Origin of the sequence: Hymenobacter terrestris (genome assembly GCF_013377905.1) — a bacterium.
Classification (GTDB): domain Bacteria; phylum Bacteroidota; class Bacteroidia; order Cytophagales; family Hymenobacteraceae; genus Hymenobacter; species Hymenobacter terrestris.
Genome location: NZ_JABKAV010000067.1, coordinates 1 through 18,404, shown reverse-complemented (window position 1 = coordinate 18,404; position 18,404 = coordinate 1). Strand labels below are relative to the sequence as shown.

The 18,404-nt window shown below is 59.8% G+C and carries 14 protein-coding genes; 10 read left to right on the top strand and 4 right to left on the bottom strand.

What is annotated here, in order from left to right:
• Positions 1 to 136 precede the first annotated feature (136 nt).
• The 3 genes from HW556_RS15610 to HW556_RS15600 all read left to right on the top strand — a co-directional run bounded on the left by HW556_RS15610 (position 137) and on the right by HW556_RS15600 (position 3,615).
• The gene (locus tag HW556_RS15610; RefSeq protein WP_176901047.1) at positions 137 to 1,204 is read left to right on the top strand and encodes an Ldh family oxidoreductase; all 1,068 of its coding nucleotides are present in this window, start codon (positions 137 to 139) and stop codon (positions 1,202 to 1,204) included.
• A gap of 197 nt (positions 1,205 to 1,401) precedes the next feature.
• The gene (locus HW556_RS15605; protein ID WP_176901046.1) at positions 1,402 to 1,893 is read left to right on the top strand and encodes a hypothetical protein; all 492 of its coding nucleotides are present in this window, start codon (positions 1,402 to 1,404) and stop codon (positions 1,891 to 1,893) included.
• Positions 1,894 to 2,064: 171 nt separating this feature from the next.
• Entirely contained in the window at positions 2,065 to 3,615 is a 1,551-nt protein-coding gene (locus tag HW556_RS15600) for a serine hydrolase (protein WP_176901045.1), read from the top strand.
• Between the two features lie 236 nt (positions 3,616 to 3,851).
• Here the strand turns inward: HW556_RS15600 and HW556_RS15595 are convergent, their stop codons facing one another.
• Complete coding sequence (locus tag HW556_RS15595; RefSeq protein ID WP_176901044.1) at positions 3,852 to 4,898, bottom strand: NAD(P)-dependent alcohol dehydrogenase; 1,047 nt, start codon at positions 4,896 to 4,898, stop codon at positions 3,852 to 3,854.
• Between the two features lie 170 nt (positions 4,899 to 5,068).
• On the opposite strand from HW556_RS15595, the gene HW556_RS15590 reads away from it, so the two are divergent.
• On the top strand, positions 5,069 to 5,734 hold the full coding sequence (locus HW556_RS15590; RefSeq protein ID WP_176901043.1) for a cytochrome b/b6 domain-containing protein: 666 nt from the start codon (positions 5,069 to 5,071) through the stop codon (positions 5,732 to 5,734).
• A 108-nt stretch (positions 5,735 to 5,842) separates the two neighbouring features.
• On the opposite strand, the gene HW556_RS15585 is transcribed toward HW556_RS15590, so the two are convergent.
• Both HW556_RS15585 and HW556_RS15580 read right to left on the bottom strand, forming a co-directional pair.
• The gene (locus HW556_RS15585) at positions 5,843 to 6,568 is read right to left on the bottom strand and encodes a DUF1990 domain-containing protein (protein WP_176901042.1); all 726 of its coding nucleotides are present in this window, start codon (positions 6,566 to 6,568) and stop codon (positions 5,843 to 5,845) included.
• A 50-nt stretch (positions 6,569 to 6,618) separates the two neighbouring features.
• On the bottom strand, positions 6,619 to 7,173 hold the full coding sequence (locus tag HW556_RS15580) for a DUF1990 family protein (RefSeq protein WP_246289680.1): 555 nt from the start codon (positions 7,171 to 7,173) through the stop codon (positions 6,619 to 6,621).
• Positions 7,174 to 7,353: 180 nt separating this feature from the next.
• Here HW556_RS15580 and nfi point away from each other — a divergent pair, with 180 nt between their 5' ends.
• From nfi to HW556_RS15565, 3 genes are all read left to right on the top strand, one after another.
• Complete coding sequence (gene nfi, locus HW556_RS15575) at positions 7,354 to 8,040, top strand: deoxyribonuclease V (RefSeq protein WP_176901041.1); 687 nt, start codon at positions 7,354 to 7,356, stop codon at positions 8,038 to 8,040.
• A 298-nt stretch (positions 8,041 to 8,338) separates the two neighbouring features.
• Positions 8,339 to 11,485, top strand: a complete 3,147-nt coding sequence (locus HW556_RS15570; protein ID WP_246289679.1) for a SusC/RagA family TonB-linked outer membrane protein — start codon at positions 8,339 to 8,341, stop codon at positions 11,483 to 11,485.
• A 14-nt stretch (positions 11,486 to 11,499) separates the two neighbouring features.
• Entirely contained in the window at positions 11,500 to 12,993 is a 1,494-nt protein-coding gene (locus HW556_RS15565) for a RagB/SusD family nutrient uptake outer membrane protein (protein WP_176901039.1), read from the top strand.
• Positions 12,994 to 13,089: 96 nt separating this feature from the next.
• Here HW556_RS15565 and HW556_RS15560 read toward each other — a convergent pair whose 3' ends face one another.
• Positions 13,090 to 14,010 carry a glutamate--tRNA ligase family protein gene (locus HW556_RS15560; RefSeq protein WP_176901038.1) on the bottom strand — a complete coding sequence of 307 codons (921 nt, stop codon included), beginning with the start codon at positions 14,008 to 14,010 and terminating at the stop codon, positions 13,090 to 13,092.
• Between the two features lie 232 nt (positions 14,011 to 14,242).
• Between HW556_RS15560 and HW556_RS15555 the strand changes: the two genes are divergently transcribed.
• The 3 genes from HW556_RS15555 to HW556_RS15545 form a co-directional block, all read left to right on the top strand.
• Positions 14,243 to 14,953, top strand: coding sequence for a pirin family protein (locus tag HW556_RS15555; protein WP_176901037.1), 711 nt, complete (start codon positions 14,243 to 14,245; stop codon positions 14,951 to 14,953).
• A 285-nt stretch (positions 14,954 to 15,238) separates the two neighbouring features.
• On the top strand, positions 15,239 to 15,838 hold the full coding sequence (locus tag HW556_RS15550) for a nitroreductase family protein (protein WP_176901036.1): 600 nt from the start codon (positions 15,239 to 15,241) through the stop codon (positions 15,836 to 15,838).
• A gap of 217 nt (positions 15,839 to 16,055) precedes the next feature.
• Positions 16,056 to 18,404: S9 family peptidase (locus HW556_RS15545; RefSeq protein ID WP_176901035.1), on the top strand; the 2,349-nt coding region annotated here is incomplete at its 3' end.

Genomic DNA, 18,404 nt, shown 5'->3' with positions numbered 1-18,404 from the left:
AATGCTAAAATTCCGGAAAGGTGGGGGGGGGGGGGAACAGCCCCCCCCCGCCACATGCGTCACTGAACAGCACCGTTGAACTGGTGCGAGCGGCGGGCGGGGACAAGCCCCGCCCCTACTTATTACCTTCCCATCCATGACCACTACCCTTCCCTACCAGCAGCTTTTCGCCTTTGCCGAATCTGTATTCCGGGCTATGGGCTGCCCCGATGAGGACGCCCTGCTGGCCACCGAGACGCTGCTGTCGGCCGATTTGCGGGGGGTGGATTCGCACGGCGTGGCCCGACTGATTGGCTACGTGCGCCTCTGGGAAGCCGGCCGCATTAACGCCACCCCGCGGGTGGGCGTCACCTACGAAACGCCCAGCACCGCCGTGGTGGACGGCGACGGGGGACTGGGGCTGGTAGTAGGCCCGCGGGCTATGCGCGTGGCCATGGAAAAGGCCCGGCAGGTGGGCACCGGCTGGGTTTCGGTGAAGAACTCCAACCACTTCGGCATTGCCGGCTACCACGCCATGCTGCCGTTGGCCCACGACATGATTGGCATTGCCATGACCAACGCCTCGCCCCTGGTAGCGCCCACCCACTCGCTGGAGCGGCTGCTGGGCACCAACCCCATTGCCGTGGCCGTGCCCGCCGACCAGCAGCCCGATTTCGTGCTCGACATGGCCACGACTACCGCCGCCAACGGCAAGCTCGAAATTGCCCAGCGCAAGCAGCAACCCATTCCCGAAGGCTGGGCCCAGGATGCAGCCGGTGCGGGCTCGACCGACCCCAACACCGTGAAAAACGGCGGCGCGCTCCTGCCACTGGGCGGAGCTACCGGCTCGCACAAAGGCTACGGGCTGGGCGCGGTGGTCGATATTTTTTCGGCCGTGCTTAGTGGGGCCAATTACGGACCCTGGGTGCCACCGTTCGTAGCGTTTCTGCAGCCAGCCGCCAACCCCGTGGGGCTGGGGCTGGGGCACTTTTTCGGGGCCATGCGGGTCGATGCCTTCCGGCCCGCCGCCGAGTTCAAGGCCGACATGGATAACTGGATTACCACCTTCCGGGCCGCCCGCGCCACGCCCGGCCAGCGCGTGCTCATCCCCGGCGACCCGGAGCGCGAAACCGCTGCCGTGCGCCTGCTGGGTGGTATTCCGTTGCTGGACCCGGTGTTGCGCGACCTGGAGAGTTTGGGCCAGAAATTCGGCGTGCAGCTGTAGAGACGCAACCCAATGCGTCTCCTCATTGCTGATGTTGAACGACGACGCCAGATAAAACCGAAAATGTGGGGACGGTCAACGTTAGCAACGCATCGTTCAGCCTCAGCAACTACGAGACGCAAGATATTGCACCTATACATCGGGCAACAGTTAGCTTTTCCGTAGTTTCTGGGCTGGTTCTTGTTCCCTTCGCTTCCATGAAACGCTTTCTTCCACTGTTGCTGCTGCCGTTGCTGGGAGCCGCCCCCGTTACCCCTTCCGCGCCCCCGGCTGCACCTGTTCGTCACCTCACGCTGCGCATCGATGGCAAAAACGTGCCCGCTGATACGCTTAGCTCACGTTTTTTTCTTAGCGAAGACCGGGCGTTGCGCCTCAACATCGTGCGCGCCGACGACCCTGATGGGCAGGGGCTCAACATCATCATCGACCGGTTTCCTATCAAAGTCGACACCTACAAATTCCAGGAAATCCTGAGTGGTCGCAACCGCGACGCCTCCTACCGCTACAACGCCATATCGGCCTATTCCAAATCGTGCTCCGACAACCCCGGCCAGGTGGTGATTACGGGCGTGAATGCCGAGCGGCATTGGATACGCGGTACTTACCGCTGCCAGGTCTGCGAAGTAGGTCGAGGCGCCCGGCGCTTCACGCTGGAAGGCGAGTTTGAGTTTCCGGTGGACAAGGAGTAGCTGGAGCGACTGGATAAAAGAACGTCATGCTGAGCTTGCCGAAGCATTTCTACCGCTTCGTTGCAATGGTAAACTCAATCACTAGGAGTTACTTTTACAACGATGTGGTAGAGATGCTACGGCTTCGCTCAGCATGACGTTCTTTTACCCCCAAATCCCACCAGCCCCTCGATGTCCACCCCTACTTTCCTCCGAATAACCGCCGCTGCTCTGCTACTGGGCGCAACTACCGCGGCTCACGCACAAACAACGGCCCCGATAACTACCAACCGCTTCCTCACCGATAGCCTCGACAGTTACGTGCGGCGCGGCATGCGCCAGTGGAACATTCCGGGGCTGGCCGTGGTGGTGGTGAAGGACGGGCAGACGGTGGTGCAGAAGGGCTACGGCGTGCGCGAAGTGAGCAAACCAGCCCTGGTGGACGAACAGACGCTGTTCATGATTGCCTCCAACACCAAGCTGTTCACCGGCACGGCGCTGGCCAAGCTCGATGGCGAAAAGAAAATCAGCCTCGACGACCGGGTGACCAAGTACCTGCCCGACTTCCGGCTCTACGATTCCACGAGCACCCAACTCGTTACGGTGCGCGACCTGTTGAGCCATCACCTGGGCTTTAAAACGTTTCAGGGCGACTTCAGCTTCTTTAAATCCAACCTAGAGCGGGCCGACATTGTGAGTAAGATGCGGCTGATGCAGCCCACCCGCGAGTTCCGCAAGGACTACGGCTACTGCAACTCGGGCTTTGTGGCGGCCGGCGAGGTGATTCCAGCCGTTACCGGCACGAGCTGGGAAGACTACGTGCGCCAGAACCTACTGCAGCCGCTGGGCATGAAAAGCACCTATGTTTCGTCGCTGGAGTTTGCCAAGCAGCCCAATATTGCCACGGCCTATTCCAACACGTTCGGGCCGCTGGCCAAGGTACAGTTCGACAACTGGGACAACATGGGCCCTTGCGCTAGCATGGCCTCCAACGTCACGGACCTGAGTCACTGGCTGCGTTTCCAGCTCGATAGTGGCCGTTATGAGGGCCGGCAGGTGCTGCCCTGGGCAGCCCTGCGCAAAACCCGCGACGCCAATACCATCATCAGCAGCCGCAAGTCGCCGCTGTTTCCAACGCATTTCGTGACCTACGCGCTGGGCGTTGAGTCGGCCGACTACAATGGCCGGCAGGTGTACTGGCACACGGGCGGCGCTTCGGGGCAGGTGAGCAACGTATGCTTCGTGCCCGAGGCCGGCCTGGGCCTGGCTGTGCTCACCAACAACGACAACCAGAGTTTCTTTGAGGCCCTACGCTACCAGATTCTCGACGCCTACCTGGGCGTGCCATACATTGACCGGAGTGCCCAGCTGCTGGCCCGCCGCCGCGCCGGCGAGCTGGCGGCCGGCCCCGACCCCACGCTGGCCCTGGCCGCCCGCGTGGCCAAAAAGGCCAAGGCCCCGCTGCCCCTCAAAGCCTACGTGGGCGAGTTCGATAACCCACTTTTCGGCCGCATCCAAGTCACCCAGAAAGGCAAGCAGCTACTCGTGACGCTGCCCACCCACCCCGGCCTCACCGCCACCCTCGATTACATGGACGGCCAGGAGTTCCGCGCCACCTACTCCGACCTCGTGTTCGGGGTGCTACCGGCTAAGTTCGAGGTAGAAAACGGCCGCGTAAAATCCCTGGAAATGCGCGCCAACGACTACGTGGAAGCCGATTCGTACGTTTTCGGGAAGTTGTAGAAATACGAAAGGCTCGAGAGCCTGTAGCACAAATCTTCCGCTTCGTGTATCGTTGAACGGCGTCGTTCGGAAGTCAGCAACGGTACGCGAAGCGGAAGCTTCGCGCTACAGCCTCTCGCGCAAGCACTGAGTCAACTAAAAAGGGCCCTACGTCACCTGAACGTATTGCTCAGGTGACGTAGGGCCCTTTTTATTCAGACGGTTAGCTTGTAGCTGACCGCTTACAGCTCACAAGATTACCCTTTTAGGCTCTCCATGTCGATTACGAAGCGGTACTTCACATCGGACTTCATCATGCGCTCGTAGGCCTCGTTGATGTAGTCGATGTTGATAACTTCCACGTCGCTCATCACGTTGTGCTCGGCGCAGAAGTCCAGCATTTCTTGGGTTTCCTGGATACCGCCGATGAGCGAGCCGGCAATGCGGCGGCGCTTACTGATGAGATTGAACGCGTGCAACTGGGCCGGCTCGGGCGGTACGCCGAGCAGCACCATGGTGCCGTCGAGGCGCAGGCTGGCCACGTAGGGCATCAGGTCGATGGGGGCCGACACGGTGTTGATAATCAGGTCGAAGTAGTTGCCGATGCCTTCCATCGCGCCTTTCTCCTTGGTTACCACAAATTTGTGGGCACCGAGAGCTTTGGCGTCGGCCTCCTTGTCGGGCGAGGTGCTGAGCACGGTTACTTCGCAGCCCATGGCGGCGGCGAATTTCACGGCCATGTGGCCCAAGCCGCCGAGTCCGATTACGGCTACCCGGTCGCCCTTCTTGGCGTTCCACTGGCGCAGCGGCGACCAAGTGGTAATGCCGGCGCACAACAGCGGGGCCACGCGGGCCAGATCGAGCTTTTCGGACACGCGGAGCACGAATTTCTCGGTTACCACGATATTGTTCGAGTAGCCGCCCTGGGTTACCGAGCCGTCTTTGTCTTTGCTGGTATAGGTGCCCACGAAGCCGTTGTCGCAGTACTGCTCCAGGCCCTCGTTGCACTCGGCGCAATGCTGGCACGAGTCGACCATACAGCCAACACCGGCCAAATCGCCTACTTTAAAGTTCTTTACGTGGGCGCCAACCTCGGTTACGCGGCCCACAATTTCATGGCCGGGCACCATCGGAAACATCGAGCTGCCCCACTCGTTGCGGGCCTGATGGATGTCGGAGTGGCAGACGCCGCAGAACAGAATGTCCATGCGTACATCGTGGGGGCCCACGTCGCGGCGCTCGAAGCTGAAGGGGGCAAGGGGTTCGTTGGCGGCAGGAGCGGCGTAGCCTTGGGCTGAAGTCATAACAAGCGGAATAAGCGGCCGGGACAGTGGGCCCCGGACGTGGGTAGCATAACTACAGGCGACCGTTAATTGTTACGCAGCCGCTATTTTGAAAAGCCTATGGCCGAAAATATGCCGGCCCTAGCGTACCTTCCCCAGGCAAATATTTCCCTACCCTTTCTGCTCATAGTATGGCCGCTGTTCAGCCTGTTTCCACTCCCTCTACCACCTCTGCTGTTGCTAAGCACAACTCGTTGGGTCTGCGCATCTGGCATTGGGCCAACTCGGGCTTGGTGCTGTTTCAGCTGATGACGATCCTGTTTATGTTCGTCATCGTGAAGGTGAAGACGCTGGCGCCCGAGTTCAGCCAGGTGCTGGCCGAGAAAGGTGTGAACCTGCCGGCCCAGGAACTGCGCGGACTCACCCGCATCGTTTCGCACCGCATCTGGGACTGGCACATTTGGGTGGGCATTGCCATTTCGTGTTTGCTGGCGTTTCGGGTGGTTGTGAGCTTCCGGCAGCGAGGGGGCCAGCGCACGGTGGCCAAAATTGCGGCTATCAAGGCACGCGAGGCGCGGGGCGAGGCGGGGGCCACCAAAGCCCGGTGGGTGCGCTACAGCTACCGCGCGTTCTACATTATTCTGGCCGTGATGGTGGTTACGGGCCTGGCACTGGTGTTTGAAGATTACTTGGAGCCCATTAAAGAGGTATCCGAAACTATCCACGAGTACACCATGTACGCCGTTATTGCCTTCGTAGTGGCCCACATTCTGGGCGTCTTCCGGTCTGAAGTAACCGACGAGCCTGGCTTGGTATCGGCCATGATTAATGGTGGCGAGCCGGCAGCAGAGGCCTAATCACAAAACCCATCATCCTGAGCAGCGCGAACGACCCATCGACAAGCCGCATCTAGTGGTTGGCTTCCCGATGGGTCCTCCGCGCTGCTCAGAATAATGGGACGGTTGCTACTCCTTGTTTTTGTCGAGTTGCTGCTGCGCGTCTTCGTCGGCCGAAATGGGCTGCACTGTCGGGCCGGCTGCCGCCGGCACCTGCCAGCCTTCGCGTAGCATCTGCTCCACCTGCTCCTTCAGCCGCTCCAACGACTGACGGGAGAAGCGCACTTGCAACCGGCGACCGAATAGCTTAAAGCCCAACCAGTAGAAGGGGTTACGAATGCGGCCGGTTTGCGACACAGCGTGGATGTGACACCACACGCGGCCGGTGGTCAGGTCTTTATGCACCACGAATTCAATTTGCCCCCGCTCGAAGTGGCCTTCAAGGGTGCGGTAGTTATAGCCCCACACCTGCTCCTGGCACCCGTCGGGTAATGTTCGGATTTCGTCCGTTACGCCCCCGATGCGCACACCAAACCAGAACGAGAAGCCCAGAAACCGGGCCTGCAGCACCATTACGCGCTCGGCCAGGGGCTGGTCGGGCAGAAAAATGCCACTGATAAGGCCGGGCGGCGGAAACGAGTAGCGGCGTAGCACTTCGCGGGCGGCGGCCCAGGAGCCGCGCTCCTCCGGCGGGCCGGGCGCTTCGGATGGCAGCTCGGTTTCGTAGTCATCCATGCGCCAGCCGGTGGCGGCGGTATAATCGGCCAACTGGTCGGGGTCGAAGTTGTAGCCCGCATTGGTGTAAGCGGCCAGGCGGGCCTGCTGGCGGGCAGTAAGGGCGGAGCGGGTGGGCATGGCGTTGATGCGGGGAGTGTGGATGAACGTGGGAAACGGGTCATGCGGAGCTAATCCACTTCTCCCTTCCCATCCTTAATCGTTTCCACCTGCACCGGGCCTAGCCAAAGGCCACCGCTGAAATCGGCCACCCGCTGGCAGAACACCTCCCAGGTTTGCTGCTGTACCCGCCGGCCCAGGCCCAGCGTGTCGTAGGTGAAGGCCACCAGCCCGTCGCGCGAGCGGGCCCAGGAGTGGATTTCAAAGCGCACCGTATCGGGCAGTGTGGCGTGAGGCCGTAGCGAGAAGCGGATGCGACCGGCCTCGGGGTGACTTTCCAGCGTAGTCAGCTCAAAGAAATCTGTACTGGCCTCCGTTACGCGCACCTCACCGTTCCAGGGACCCAGAATCTTGATGCTATACTCGTCGCCTACTTCCAGTCCCCCTTCTGTGCCCCTCGACTTCTCAAAATCGGCCAACAAATCGGAGGAAAAATCGGGCAGATGGCACTCGATATGGCGAAGCAGTGTGTCGGCTGGCTGGCGCGGATGCTGGATATCTATCCAGTAGCGCCGCTCGAAATATGGGCCACTGCCGGTGCTGGCGGGTTGTTCGGGCTTAGGCATAGCAATCGATAAAAGGGTTTCCTGCATGAACGGCCCCGGCCGTGGTGGGTTTCTGCGAAGTCCGTCTGCGGTTTGCATGAGCACGTTTCATACAGGCTTTGATGCGCCAGCCCAACAGCCTAATACAACCCCGCGCCCACGCCGGCAGTACACCATTTTCACCCCGACTCCTTCCCGTACATGGCCTACTTCCGCCCGCCCGGCCCCGCCCCCGACCCGCAGTTGGTGCGCGAGTTCACCCAGCTGCAGGACCAGCTGCGCAACCAGGTTCGCTTGGAGCCACCCACCAGCGAGCTGCGCTACATTGCCGGCTGCGACTCCTCGTTTCCGACGCCCGACACGGTGCTGTCGGTGTTTGTGGTGCTGGAGCTGCCGTCGTTGGGTTTTATCGAAAAGGTGTACCACGTCGGGCCCGTGCCGCTTCCCTACATTCCCGGGCTGCTCTCGTTCCGCGAAGTGCCCAACCTGCTGCGAGCCTACGAAAAGCTGCGCCGCCAGCCCGATATCATTATGGTCGACGGCCACGGCATTGCCCACCCGCGCCGCATGGGTATTGCGGCTCACCTGGGGGTCGAGCTTGATGTGCCCACATTTGGGGTGGCCAAACAGCGCCTCACAGGTCTTTACGAGGAGCCAGCTCTTTCCAAAGGCAGCATCACGCCGCTCACCGACAAAAACGGCGAGCTGCTGGGCCAGGTCATCCGTAGCAAAGACAAGGTGAAGCCCCTATTCGTAAGCCCCGGCCATCGTTGCGACCAAGCCACCGCCACCCGCCTCACGCTGGCCTGCCTGCGCGGCTACAAGCTGCCCGAGCCCACCCGCCTCGCCGACCATTGGGCCGAAGAGTTCAAGAAGGAGCTGAGGTAGACGCCTCTTGTAAGTTTCTTGATTAATCAGCCATCAATCCATTCCGGAAAATACTGATGGCTTGCTTGCCATGGGGCCTTATTGGAAGTATATAAATCATCTATATTTCATTCATAAGCGGTTTAAAAAAATAAATAGATAATTTTTTAGCTATATATAAGAATTTACATAGCATATTGCTGCATTCTTTGGTGAAATAGAAATACGACCAAAGTCATCTTTCCACCACTTTTGCTGCTTTTGCATGAAAAGAACTTTATTGCTTTCAACTGTAGCTTTATTGTCTCTATCGGGGACTATGGCACAGGCTCAGAACCGCACTATTACCGGCCGGGTAACCGACCGCTCCAGCGGCGAAGGGCTACCCGGCGTAACGGTCCTGGTAAAAGGAACTTCAAATGGTGCTTCCTCCGACGCAAATGGCTCCTACAGTTTGTCGGTACCGGCAGGTGGCGGCACCCTGGTTTTCTCCTCCATTGGTTACAGCAGCGTCGAGCAGCCTGTTGGCAGTAGCAGCACCGTTAGTACAACGCTGGTCGCCGATTCCAAGGCGCTCAATGAAGTAGTGGTAGTAGGCTACGGCACCCAGTCGCGGCGCGACCTGACGGGTTCAGTTGCGACTATAAGTGCCGCCAAAATTGCCAACAAGCCCGTGCAAAGCTTCGAGCAGGCATTGCAGGGGCAGGCAGCAGGCGTAAATATCACTACGCCCAATGGAGTGCTCAACGCGCCGCCCGTTGTGCGTATCCGGGGCGTAAACTCTATCAGCTTGAGTTCAGCCCCGCTCTACGTTATCGATGGCATTCCGGCCTTCAGCGGCAATAGCTCGGCCGTGGGCAGTGTGCCCAACAACCCGCTCAGCAATATCAATCCTAACGATATTGAGAGCGTGGAAGTGCTTAAGGATGCTTCGGCAACGGCCATTTATGGCTCGCGCGCAGCTGGCGGCGTGGTACTAGTAACGACTAAAAAGGGCCGGCGCGGACAAAGCAAAATCTCCCTCGATTCGTGGGCGGGCCTTACCACTCCCGTGCGCCTCCTCGACGTGATGAATGCCGCGGACTACATGGATACGAAAAACGAGGCCGTGCGCAACCTCAACGCCAACCGCGTGGCCCTGGGGCTGGCCCCCACGGCCATCGAGGGCTTCCGGCCCACGCTCGACGACGCTGGCAACCCGGTTGATACGCGCTGGTACGACTACATCTACCGCACGGGCTTCTCCACTTCCAACAATGTCAACTTCAGCGGGGGTACCGAGAAAACCACCTACTATACCTCGGTTGGGTACACCGACCAGAAGGGGATGCTGAAGAACAACACGTTCAAGCGCGGCTCGGCCCGCCTGAATATCGACCACAAGGTATTCTCACGCCTCACGGTGGGCTCGCGTGTGGGCTACACCAACTCGCGCACGGCTTCGCCCAACTCGGGCTCGGTTGGCGACGGGGCTTTCGGAACTGCCGGCCTGGGCCGCCTGCCTCTGGTGTTGCCCCCCAACATTGCACCCTTCAACCCCGATGGTACGCCAAATACAAACGGTGCCGGAATCGGGGCGGGCAACAATATCAACCCGACCTCTTTCTCGGCGGCTACGCCCAACGGCTCGCCGCTATTGCCGGGCTTCTATAACCCGGTGGTCGACTTGGCCAACAACTACTTCGAGTCGGAGGGCAACGAGATTCAGGGAAGTGTATATGCCAACCTGGAGCCGGTTAAAGGCCTGAACCTACGCACCTCCTATGGCATCTACAACATTGCATTTGAAGACAAGTCGTACTCCACTTCGCTGGCTGGCGACGGCTTCAGCGTAGCCGGCCAAGCTATCAACTACTACCGCACCAACAAGCGCTGGAACTGGCAGAATACGGCCCAGTACGACGTGTCGCTGGCTGAAAAACACAACTTCTCGGCACTGGTCGGGGCGGAGTATCAGCGCACTAACATCGACCGCTGGGGCGCAAGCCGTACTGGCGTGGCCGATCCGTTCTTTACCACTTTCCAAGGTGGCTACCTGAACATCGCAGCGGCTGGTAATTTCCAGGGTGAGAACTTCCTGATGTCTTATTTCGGTCGTCTCAACTACAATTACAACCGTAAATACCTGGCCACCTTCAACGCCCGGCGCGACGGCTACTCGGCGTGGGGCAGCGAAAAGTGGGGCAACTTTTATGGGGCATCGCTGGGCTACGTGCTGTCGGAGGAGGATTTCTGGAAAAACTCGACTTTCCTGAGCAATAACGTGAGCCTTTTTAAAGTGACGGGCAGCTACGGCGAAGTAGGCAACAACCAGGGTATCGGTGACTTCGTGTCGCGCGACCTGTACAGCTCCGGCCTCTATGGCCCGAACGCCACCTTCTTCTTTAGCAATGCCGGTAACGCCAACTTAACCTGGGAAACGAGCAAGAAGACCGATATAGGCCTGTTTGTTAACCTGTTCAACGACCGGGTGCAGACAGATGTCACCTACTACCGCAACGATGTGGACGGTCTGATTCTTGATCTGCCGCAGGCACCCTCACGCGGTATTCCGGGCGATGCCATATCTGACAACGTGGGCTCTATGCGCAACACCGGCGTAGAACTGAACCTGCGCGTGGGCATTATCGAAAAGGCAGATTTCTCGTGGTCGGTTAATGCCAACCTGACCACGCTCAAAAACCGCGTACTGGCCCTTTCGGGCGATGTACCACGCATTGCCACGGCCACTTCCGGCCTGGAAACGGTCAACTTCACAGTGGTCGGGCGCTCGGTTGGCGAAATTCTGGCAGTTCCCTCACTGGGAGTAAATCCCGAAAACGGCCGCCGCTTGGTTCGCCGCATCGATGGGTCGGTGGTTCAATACAACCACCTGGGAGGCGGCTGGACTACCCTAGATGGGCAAGCCGTTACCACGGCACCGTCGCAACTGGCCGACGGGCAGTTTTACGGGCCTACTCTGCCCACCTGGTATGGCGGCTTCGATAACACGTTCCGCTACAAGAACTTCGATTTAGGGGTGTTTATTCAGTTCTCGGGGGGTAACTACATCTACAACGGGACGAAAGCTGGTTTGCATGACCAGCGCTTCTGGAACAACGCCACCGACATCAAAGACCGGTGGTCGGAAGACAACCGCAATGCCGAGTGGCCCCGTGTAGTGTACGGCGACAACGTTTCGAACGGCTCGGCGCTGGTTATGTCGAGCAACGTGGAGAAGGGCGACTTTGCCCGGTTGCGCAACGTAGCCCTGGGCTACAACGTGGGTTCGGGTCTGACAGAAAAGCTGGGGCTGGGCAGTGCGCGATTCTACATTCAGGTGCAGAATGCGGCATTGCTGACCAACTACTCGGGTATTGACCCGGAAATTTCGACCAACGGCAGCTCCAATACCGGTGCCGGGGTAGACCGTAACTCGGTTGGGCAGGCACGCACGTACACCGCCGGTTTCAATATTGGCTTCTAACTCCTTTCGTCCTTATGAAGACTTTCAAACATATCCTTACGCTGGGAGCCTTTTCTGCTACGCTGGGCCTCGGGCTGCTGACGTCCTGCAGCCAAGATAATCTCGAAGTGAAACCCAGAACTTCGCTGGCCAGTGAAGTGGCCTTCGATACGCCCTCGCGCGTGTTGCTGCAGGTGAACAACATGTATGATTTCATGAAGGCCGGGGCCTTTCTGGGCGGACGTTACCAAATCTACGGCGATATCCGGGCCGATGACTTCATCAACCGGACTTCAAACGGCGTGACCGGTGTAGCCGTGTGGCAGCACACGCTCACCGAAGCGTCGCAGAATGATGTCATCAACCTGTGGGGAGCCGCTTATCAGGCCATCAACCAGATAAATGTGCTGCTGGCGGGCCTCGAAACCAATACCTCCAAATTCGCAGCCGCTCCTTTTCCGGCCGATTTTGCGGCTACAGCTGCCGGTTACAAAGCCGAAGGACAGTTTCTGCGGGCGCTGGCATACTACTCGCTGCTGCAATACTATGCCCGCCCCTACGCCGATGGCAACGGCTCAAAGCCAGGCCTGCCGCTACGCCTGATGGCCGAAACCGACCTGGGCAACAACAATCTAGCTCGCAGCACAGTAGCCGAAGTGTACGACCAGATTCTGAAAGACCTTAATGCGGCAGAGGAGAGCTTACTCGTTACCACCACCAACACGGTTACGCGGGCGCACCAGAACACCGCTATTGCGCTCAAAACCCGGGTATACCTGAGCATGGGCCGTTACGCCGATGTGATCCGGGAGGGCAATAAAATCGTTTCGGCTACGGCTCCTTTTCGGGCTAGCACCGGGGTCGCGCACGCCCTGAACCCCTCTATTGCGGCGGTCTTCACCTCAGAGCAGAACGGCGTGGAAAGTATTCTGTCGTTTCCGTTCACGGCCCAGGACCAGCCAGGCACGCAGAATCAGCTGGCCTTCTACTACCTGCCCCCCACCCAGGGCGGCAACGGCGAGTACAATTTGAACACGGCCGGAGTTATTGCCAACACCCGTTTTAAAGCCACCGACGCCCGCCTGACGAGCTTCACCACCCGGGTAGGCACTACCACCTACCTCACCAAATATCGCAACGGCGGCACCTCGGCAGCCCCCTACACCGATAATGCCCCGGTTATCCGCTACTCGGAAGTGTTGCTGAATTTGGCAGAAGCCTTGGCTCGTACGGAAGGCCTTGCTAATGTTCGGGCCCTAGAGTTGCTGAACGCCGTACATACGCGCGCCGGCTCCGATGCGTACACGGCCGCTACTTTTACAGGTACTTTCTCATTGGTTGATGCCATTCTGCTGGAGCGTCGGCTGGAATTCCTGGGCGAAGGCCTGCGCAACAACGATATTATGCGCCTGTTGCAGCCAATTCCAGCCAAAAGCGTAGTACCGGCCGTGCTGCCATCGGCTGTGTCCTACATCTGGCCCATACCCAGTTCGGAGCTGGGCAGCAACCTGCTCATGACCCGCAACTAAGCGCTTGGTTGCACAAGCTGTTTCGCAGTTACGGCTGCCGTACGAAAAAGGCCTTTCCAATCGGGAAAGGCCTTTTTCGTACGAATGAATGGTATTTTAAAGTAAATTCTGCTCTGGCAGCGTCGCCCGCAATGTTGCCAACGATTCGCCTGCCCCGGCCGGCAACCCCAGCAGTGTAGCCACAGTACGGTACACCACCTGGGGAGCCGCGCCTTCAGCCAGAATACCGCGCTGCTGGCTGGTTTGGGTTGATTTGGAGAGCTTCTGACCGGTATCGTCGAGGAGCAGGTTGTGGTGCAGAAATTGGGTTTGGGCGAAGCCCGCCTGCTCCGGCAACACCTCGGCCAGCCACAACTGCGCCGCCGTGCTGGCACGCAAATCCTGGCCGCGCACAATAAAGTTCACGCCCAGCCTCTGGTCGTCCAGCACCGAAGCCACCTGATACGCTGCCACGCCATCCTTTTTGCGCACCACGAAATCACCCAGTTCCTCGGCCAGCGCCACCAGTTGCGGGCCCTGCGCCAGATCGGGCCATGATATGGCGGTGGCGGCCGGCACGCGGGCCCGCCAGGCAAGGCCTAACGCCTCGAAAGGCAGCCCCAGCGCCCGGCAGGTACCGGAGTAATGGCCCCCGGGTGCGGCGGTGCGCGCCAGCTCGGTGCGCGAGCAGCGGCAGGCGAAGAACAGCGCCGGGTGGGCGTTGCGGGCAGCCTGCAACGCCGCTTCGTACTCGGCCAGGCGGTGCTGCTGCGAGTAGTGGCGCTCGAACTCGGCGGGGCCGCTGGGGCCGTGGTTGTAGTCGAGGCCCAGCCATTCCAGGGTCCGGAAGATGTTATCCAGGTAAGCAGGTCGGAACCGGGCGCGGTCCAAATCGTCGATGCGCAGGTGCAGCGTGCCGCCGGCCCGGCGCGTGAGCAGCCAGGTGAGCGTGAAGTTGACGGCGTTGCCTAGGTGCAGAAACCCGCTGGGTGTGGGTGCAAGTCGCGAAACAACGGGCACAGACGGAAACTGGAGCATCAGGCAGAGAAAACGGCTCTGGCAAAGTACGCAAAGCGGCCGCCTTGTGTGCAATGGGTACTGTACTGTTGCCGATGACAGCCAAGGGTCAGCCGCGTAGCGTTACCCCTGACGATGCAGGAGCACTAATGATTGGCGAGTTGGCCGGCGGTGCGTGGGTCAAGAAAACTATTTAGGAATAATAGATGTATGTACATATATTTACATCAGCAACTCTTCCAACTTCTGCCTTATGAAAACCGTTCTGCACCCGGCCGACTCGCGGGGCCACGCCAACCATGGCTGGCTCAACTCTTACCACAGCTTCAGCTTTGGCGGCTACCACAACCCCGAACGGATGAATTTTGGGGCCCTACGAGTACTCAACGATGACACCGTAGCTGGCGGTATGGGCTTCGGCACCCACCCCCACGACAACATGGAAATCATCAGCATCCCGCTTAGCGGTACGCTGGAGCACCGCGACAATGCCGGCAACCACGGCATTATCCGGAGCGGCGACGTGCAGATGATGAGTGCCGGTACGGGCATTGCCCACAGCGAGAAAAACCACAGCCACTCCGAGGAGGTAAAATTTCTGCAAATCTGGGTTATTCCGAACCAGCGCAACGTAGCCCCGCGCTACGACCAGCAGAGCTTTCGGACGGAGGACCGCCACAACCAGTTTCAGCAGGTAGTTTCGCCCTCGCCCGACGATACGGGCATCTGGATTCAGCAGGATGCCTGGTTTCACCTGGCCGATTTTGACGCCGGCCACGCGGCCGACTATCAACTGAAAAAAGCGGGCAACGGCCTGTACGTATTTGTGCTTGAAGGCACTGCCACCGTGGGCGGCCACTCCCTGCAGCGCCGCGACGCGCTGGGGCTGTGGGAAACCGAATCGGTAGCCATCAATGCCGACTCGACCGCTCAGCTGCTGCTGTTGGAGGTGCCGATGCGGTAAGCATCGATACGCGACACCAACAATTTCGTAAACAGCTAGCTCATTGTGCTATAGTGACGCAACAACTGGAGTCTCGTTGCGGCAAGACGGTGTTGCACAAGCAACATAAGCCCCAACGAGGCTTCAGCTGCGGCGTTTATATGCTGCCGTATAGTATTCGTAAAACCGCTTAATTAACGGTAATTGCGCTGTTTTTCCTGTAATCCATGAGTTGGTACCAGTACGTTGAGAAGTCCGCCTTATGGCTTCGACGACGAAATCAGGCATATCCTCTTTTACAAATTCATGAGCAACCAAACTGCGGTAAGCCGGCTGGCCACCACTGCTGCCCCCGTTCTCGACGTTATCCGACAGCGCTGGAGCCCCCGCGCCTTTGCTAACCGGCCCGTGCCCGAGCAGGCACTCCAGCAGCTGTTCGAAGCCGCCGCCTGGGCCCCCAGCGCCATGAACGAGCAGCCCTGGCGCTACATTTACGCCCACCGCACCGATGAAGCCGCCTTCAGGCAGCTGTTCGACTGCCTGGTGCCCGGCAACCAGCCCTGGGCCCGCCATGCGCCGGTGCTTATGTTGGCTCTTACCAAAACTGCCTACTCCAATGGGCAAACAAATGCCGTCGCCCTCCACGATTTGGGCATGGCCAACAGCCACCTGATTCTGGAAGCCACGGCCCTGGGCCTGCATGGCCACTTTATGGGCGGTTTTGAGGCCGATAAAGCCCGGGCAGCGTTTGGACTCCCCGACGACCTGCAACCTGTGGTAATGTTGGCCCTGGGTTACGTAGGCCAAGCCGAACAGCTGGACGAGCCCTTCCTGAGCCGCGAGCAGGCGCCACGGCAGCGGCGGCCGGTTGCCGCGTTTGCCTTTCAGGGTCAGTTGCCTAACTGATTACCCGCCATTTGGCAAACCAATGAAATAACAAATAAATCCTACTTGTTATCTTACCCCTAAAAGCCCCGTCATCCTGACGGGGCTTTTGGCTTTCAACGAAAAGCGGATTCAGGCCGCTATAATAGCATGACAGATAGCTATTTATTAAATGCGTTAGCAAATCTGGTGAAATGTGCCGTTTTTTGCAGCTGTATCCTGGTGAGTGGCATTTTCGATGAGAGTACATATTTTAACACTGGCGCTGAGCGCCCTGATGGTAGGCCAAAGCTCGGCCCAGACACTGCCCTATCAGCTGCCGCCGCGCCCTTTGGCTGCGCTGGCCGATGCGCCACCCATGCCCCGGGCCAGCTTCTCGCCCAACGGCCAGTGGTTGCTGCAGCTCGATATGCAGGAGCGCCCTACAGTGTTCGACCAAAGCCAGCCAGAACTACGCCTTGCCGGGCTGCGCATCAACACAGCCGTTAGCGGCCGCAGCCGCATGGCCCATGTGCGGGCCCTACGGCTGCGGCAACTGCCCAAAGGCCTGGAGCTATTGGTGCAGGGGCTACCAGCCAATGCCCGCATCAGCAACCTGCAATGGTCGCCTGATAACACTAAAATAGCCTTCACCCACAGCACCCGCGACCATCTGGAGCTCTGGGTGGTTGATGTAGTCTCGGCCTCGGCGCGGCTGGTGCCCAACATTTTCCTGAACGGAACATTGGGACTGCCTTATGAGTGGGTGTCCGATAGCAAAACCCTGGTAGTACGGGCCGTAGTAGGCGGGCGGGGAGCCGCCCCGGTAGCGGCACCGGCTGAGGCAGAACGACGCTACGAGCACCCCGTTAAAACTCCGCTAGAAGAGCAGATGCTGGGCTATTACGCCCTCAGCCAAGTGGTGCGGGTGGGCCTCGATGGGCGCATGGCTCCGCTGGGCCAGCCGGGCCTGATTGCCCAGGCCTCGCCCTCGCCCGATGGACGCTTTGTGCTGGTGCGCAGCTACCGCCGCCCCTACCCCACCACCTTGTCGCTCGACCGTTTTCCGCAGCGGGTGCAGGTACTGGCCATGGACGGGCTACTGGATAAGCAGCTGGCTGATCTGCCCGCCGTCGATTCGCTGCCCGAGGGCCTGGGGGCTGTACCAACCGGCCCGCGTGAGTTCGGCTGGCGCGAAGATGTTCCGAATACGCTGTTCTGGGTGGAAGCCCGCGACGGCGGCAACCCCGCCCAGGCCGCACCAGTCCGCGACCAGCTCCTGACGCTGGCAGCCCCCTTCGAAGAGCCGGCCCGTGAATTGGTCGCGCTTCCGGCACGCTTCCGGCGCATATACTGGGGCAGCGAGCAGCTGGTGCTGGTAGAAGGCACCCGCCTGAAGGACCGCAGACAGTTTGTCTGGCCGCTGGATATATTGACCAAAACCTTACAGAAGCCGCTGCTGGAATATCCGGAGCGCAATGCCTATGCCCACCCCGGCACCCCGGTACTGCAGCCTAACGCCCAGGGCCGCCCCGTGCTGCTCACCGACCGCAGTGGCACCGGCGTGTACCTTTTCGGAGCCGGGGCATCGTCTGAAGGCGACCGGCCTTTTATAGATGAGTTGAGCGTGCGTACCCGCACCAGCCAGCGTTGGTGGCGCTCCGAAGCGCCTTACTACGAGCAGCCCGTACTCATTATCGATCCCGTGAAGCGAAGCTTTATTACGAAGCGCGAATCGGACCAGCAGACCCCTAACTACCACCTGCGCACTGGCCCAAAGCTGGTAGCCATCACCCAGTTTACCGATTCCTATGCGGGCCTGGGTAGCTTGCCGCGCATGCAGCCGCTGCGCTATCAGCGTCCCGATGGGCGGGCGGTTATGGCGACGCTGTATTTGCCGGCCGGCTACCAGGCCGCCGACGGGCCGTTGCCAACGCTTATGGAGGTCAGCCCCGCTATGTTCTATGACAGTACTGGCACTACCCAGGTACGGGGCTCTCAGCATGCGTTTGCCCGATACAACTGGGGCTCGCCCCTGTACTGGACGGCCCAAGGATACGCCGTGTTGCAGGGCGTGGCCTTGCCGGTACCATCGGCCAGCAACACCGCCACCCCGGCGGCTTACACCCAAAAGCTTACGCAGGCAGCCAACTCGGCGCTGGCGGAGGGTCGCCGGATGGGCTTCATTGATACTGCCCGGGTAGTCGTGCTGGGGCAGGGTCCGGGGTCCTCTTTAGCTACCAGCATGTTGGCCGAGTCGAGCCTGTTTAAGGCCGGTATTGCCCTGCCCGGTCTGCACAACCAGTCGGCGCAAGTAAGGCTACTTGGCGAGGAGCAAAAAGGCACTCCAACCGAACTGGCGCTGGATTACGCAGGTGTCCCGCTGGCTCCATTCGAACTGCCCGATACCCTGCGCCGGCCGTTACTGGTAATGCCCGCCGGTTTCGACGGCTTACCGGCTGGCCTCGCCACTCGCACCGAAGAGCTGTATGCTGAGTTGCAGCGCCTGGGGGGCACAAGTGTAAATTACGCTGCGCTACCCGGCGAAACGCATGGCTACACTGCCCGCGAATCGTTGATGCAGCTGCTGGCGCAGATGAATACCTGG

Coding starts and splice junctions, on each gene's coding strand:
- HW556_RS15600 (WP_176901045.1), top strand. CDS start 2,065: ATGTCCACCCCTACTTTCCTCCGAATAACCGCCGCTGCTCTGCTACTG.
- HW556_RS15560 (WP_176901038.1), bottom strand. CDS start 14,010: ATGCTCCAGTTTCCGTCTGTGCCCGTTGTTTCGCGACTTGCACCCACA.
- HW556_RS15605 (WP_176901046.1), top strand. CDS start 1,402: ATGAAACGCTTTCTTCCACTGTTGCTGCTGCCGTTGCTGGGAGCCGCC.
- HW556_RS15610 (WP_176901047.1), top strand. CDS start 137: ATGACCACTACCCTTCCCTACCAGCAGCTTTTCGCCTTTGCCGAATCT.
- HW556_RS15555 (WP_176901037.1), top strand. CDS start 14,243: ATGAAAACCGTTCTGCACCCGGCCGACTCGCGGGGCCACGCCAACCAT.
- HW556_RS15590 (WP_176901043.1), top strand. CDS start 5,069: ATGGCCGCTGTTCAGCCTGTTTCCACTCCCTCTACCACCTCTGCTGTT.
- HW556_RS15565 (WP_176901039.1), top strand. CDS start 11,500: ATGAAGACTTTCAAACATATCCTTACGCTGGGAGCCTTTTCTGCTACG.
- HW556_RS15570 (WP_246289679.1), top strand. CDS start 8,339: ATGGCACAGGCTCAGAACCGCACTATTACCGGCCGGGTAACCGACCGC.
- nfi (WP_176901041.1), top strand. CDS start 7,354: ATGGCCTACTTCCGCCCGCCCGGCCCCGCCCCCGACCCGCAGTTGGTG.
- HW556_RS15595 (WP_176901044.1), bottom strand. CDS start 4,898: ATGACTTCAGCCCAAGGCTACGCCGCTCCTGCCGCCAACGAACCCCTT.
- HW556_RS15585 (WP_176901042.1), bottom strand. CDS start 6,568: ATGCCCACCCGCTCCGCCCTTACTGCCCGCCAGCAGGCCCGCCTGGCC.
- HW556_RS15580 (WP_246289680.1), bottom strand. CDS start 7,173: ATGCCTAAGCCCGAACAACCCGCCAGCACCGGCAGTGGCCCATATTTC.
- HW556_RS15550 (WP_176901036.1), top strand. CDS start 15,239: ATGAGCAACCAAACTGCGGTAAGCCGGCTGGCCACCACTGCTGCCCCC.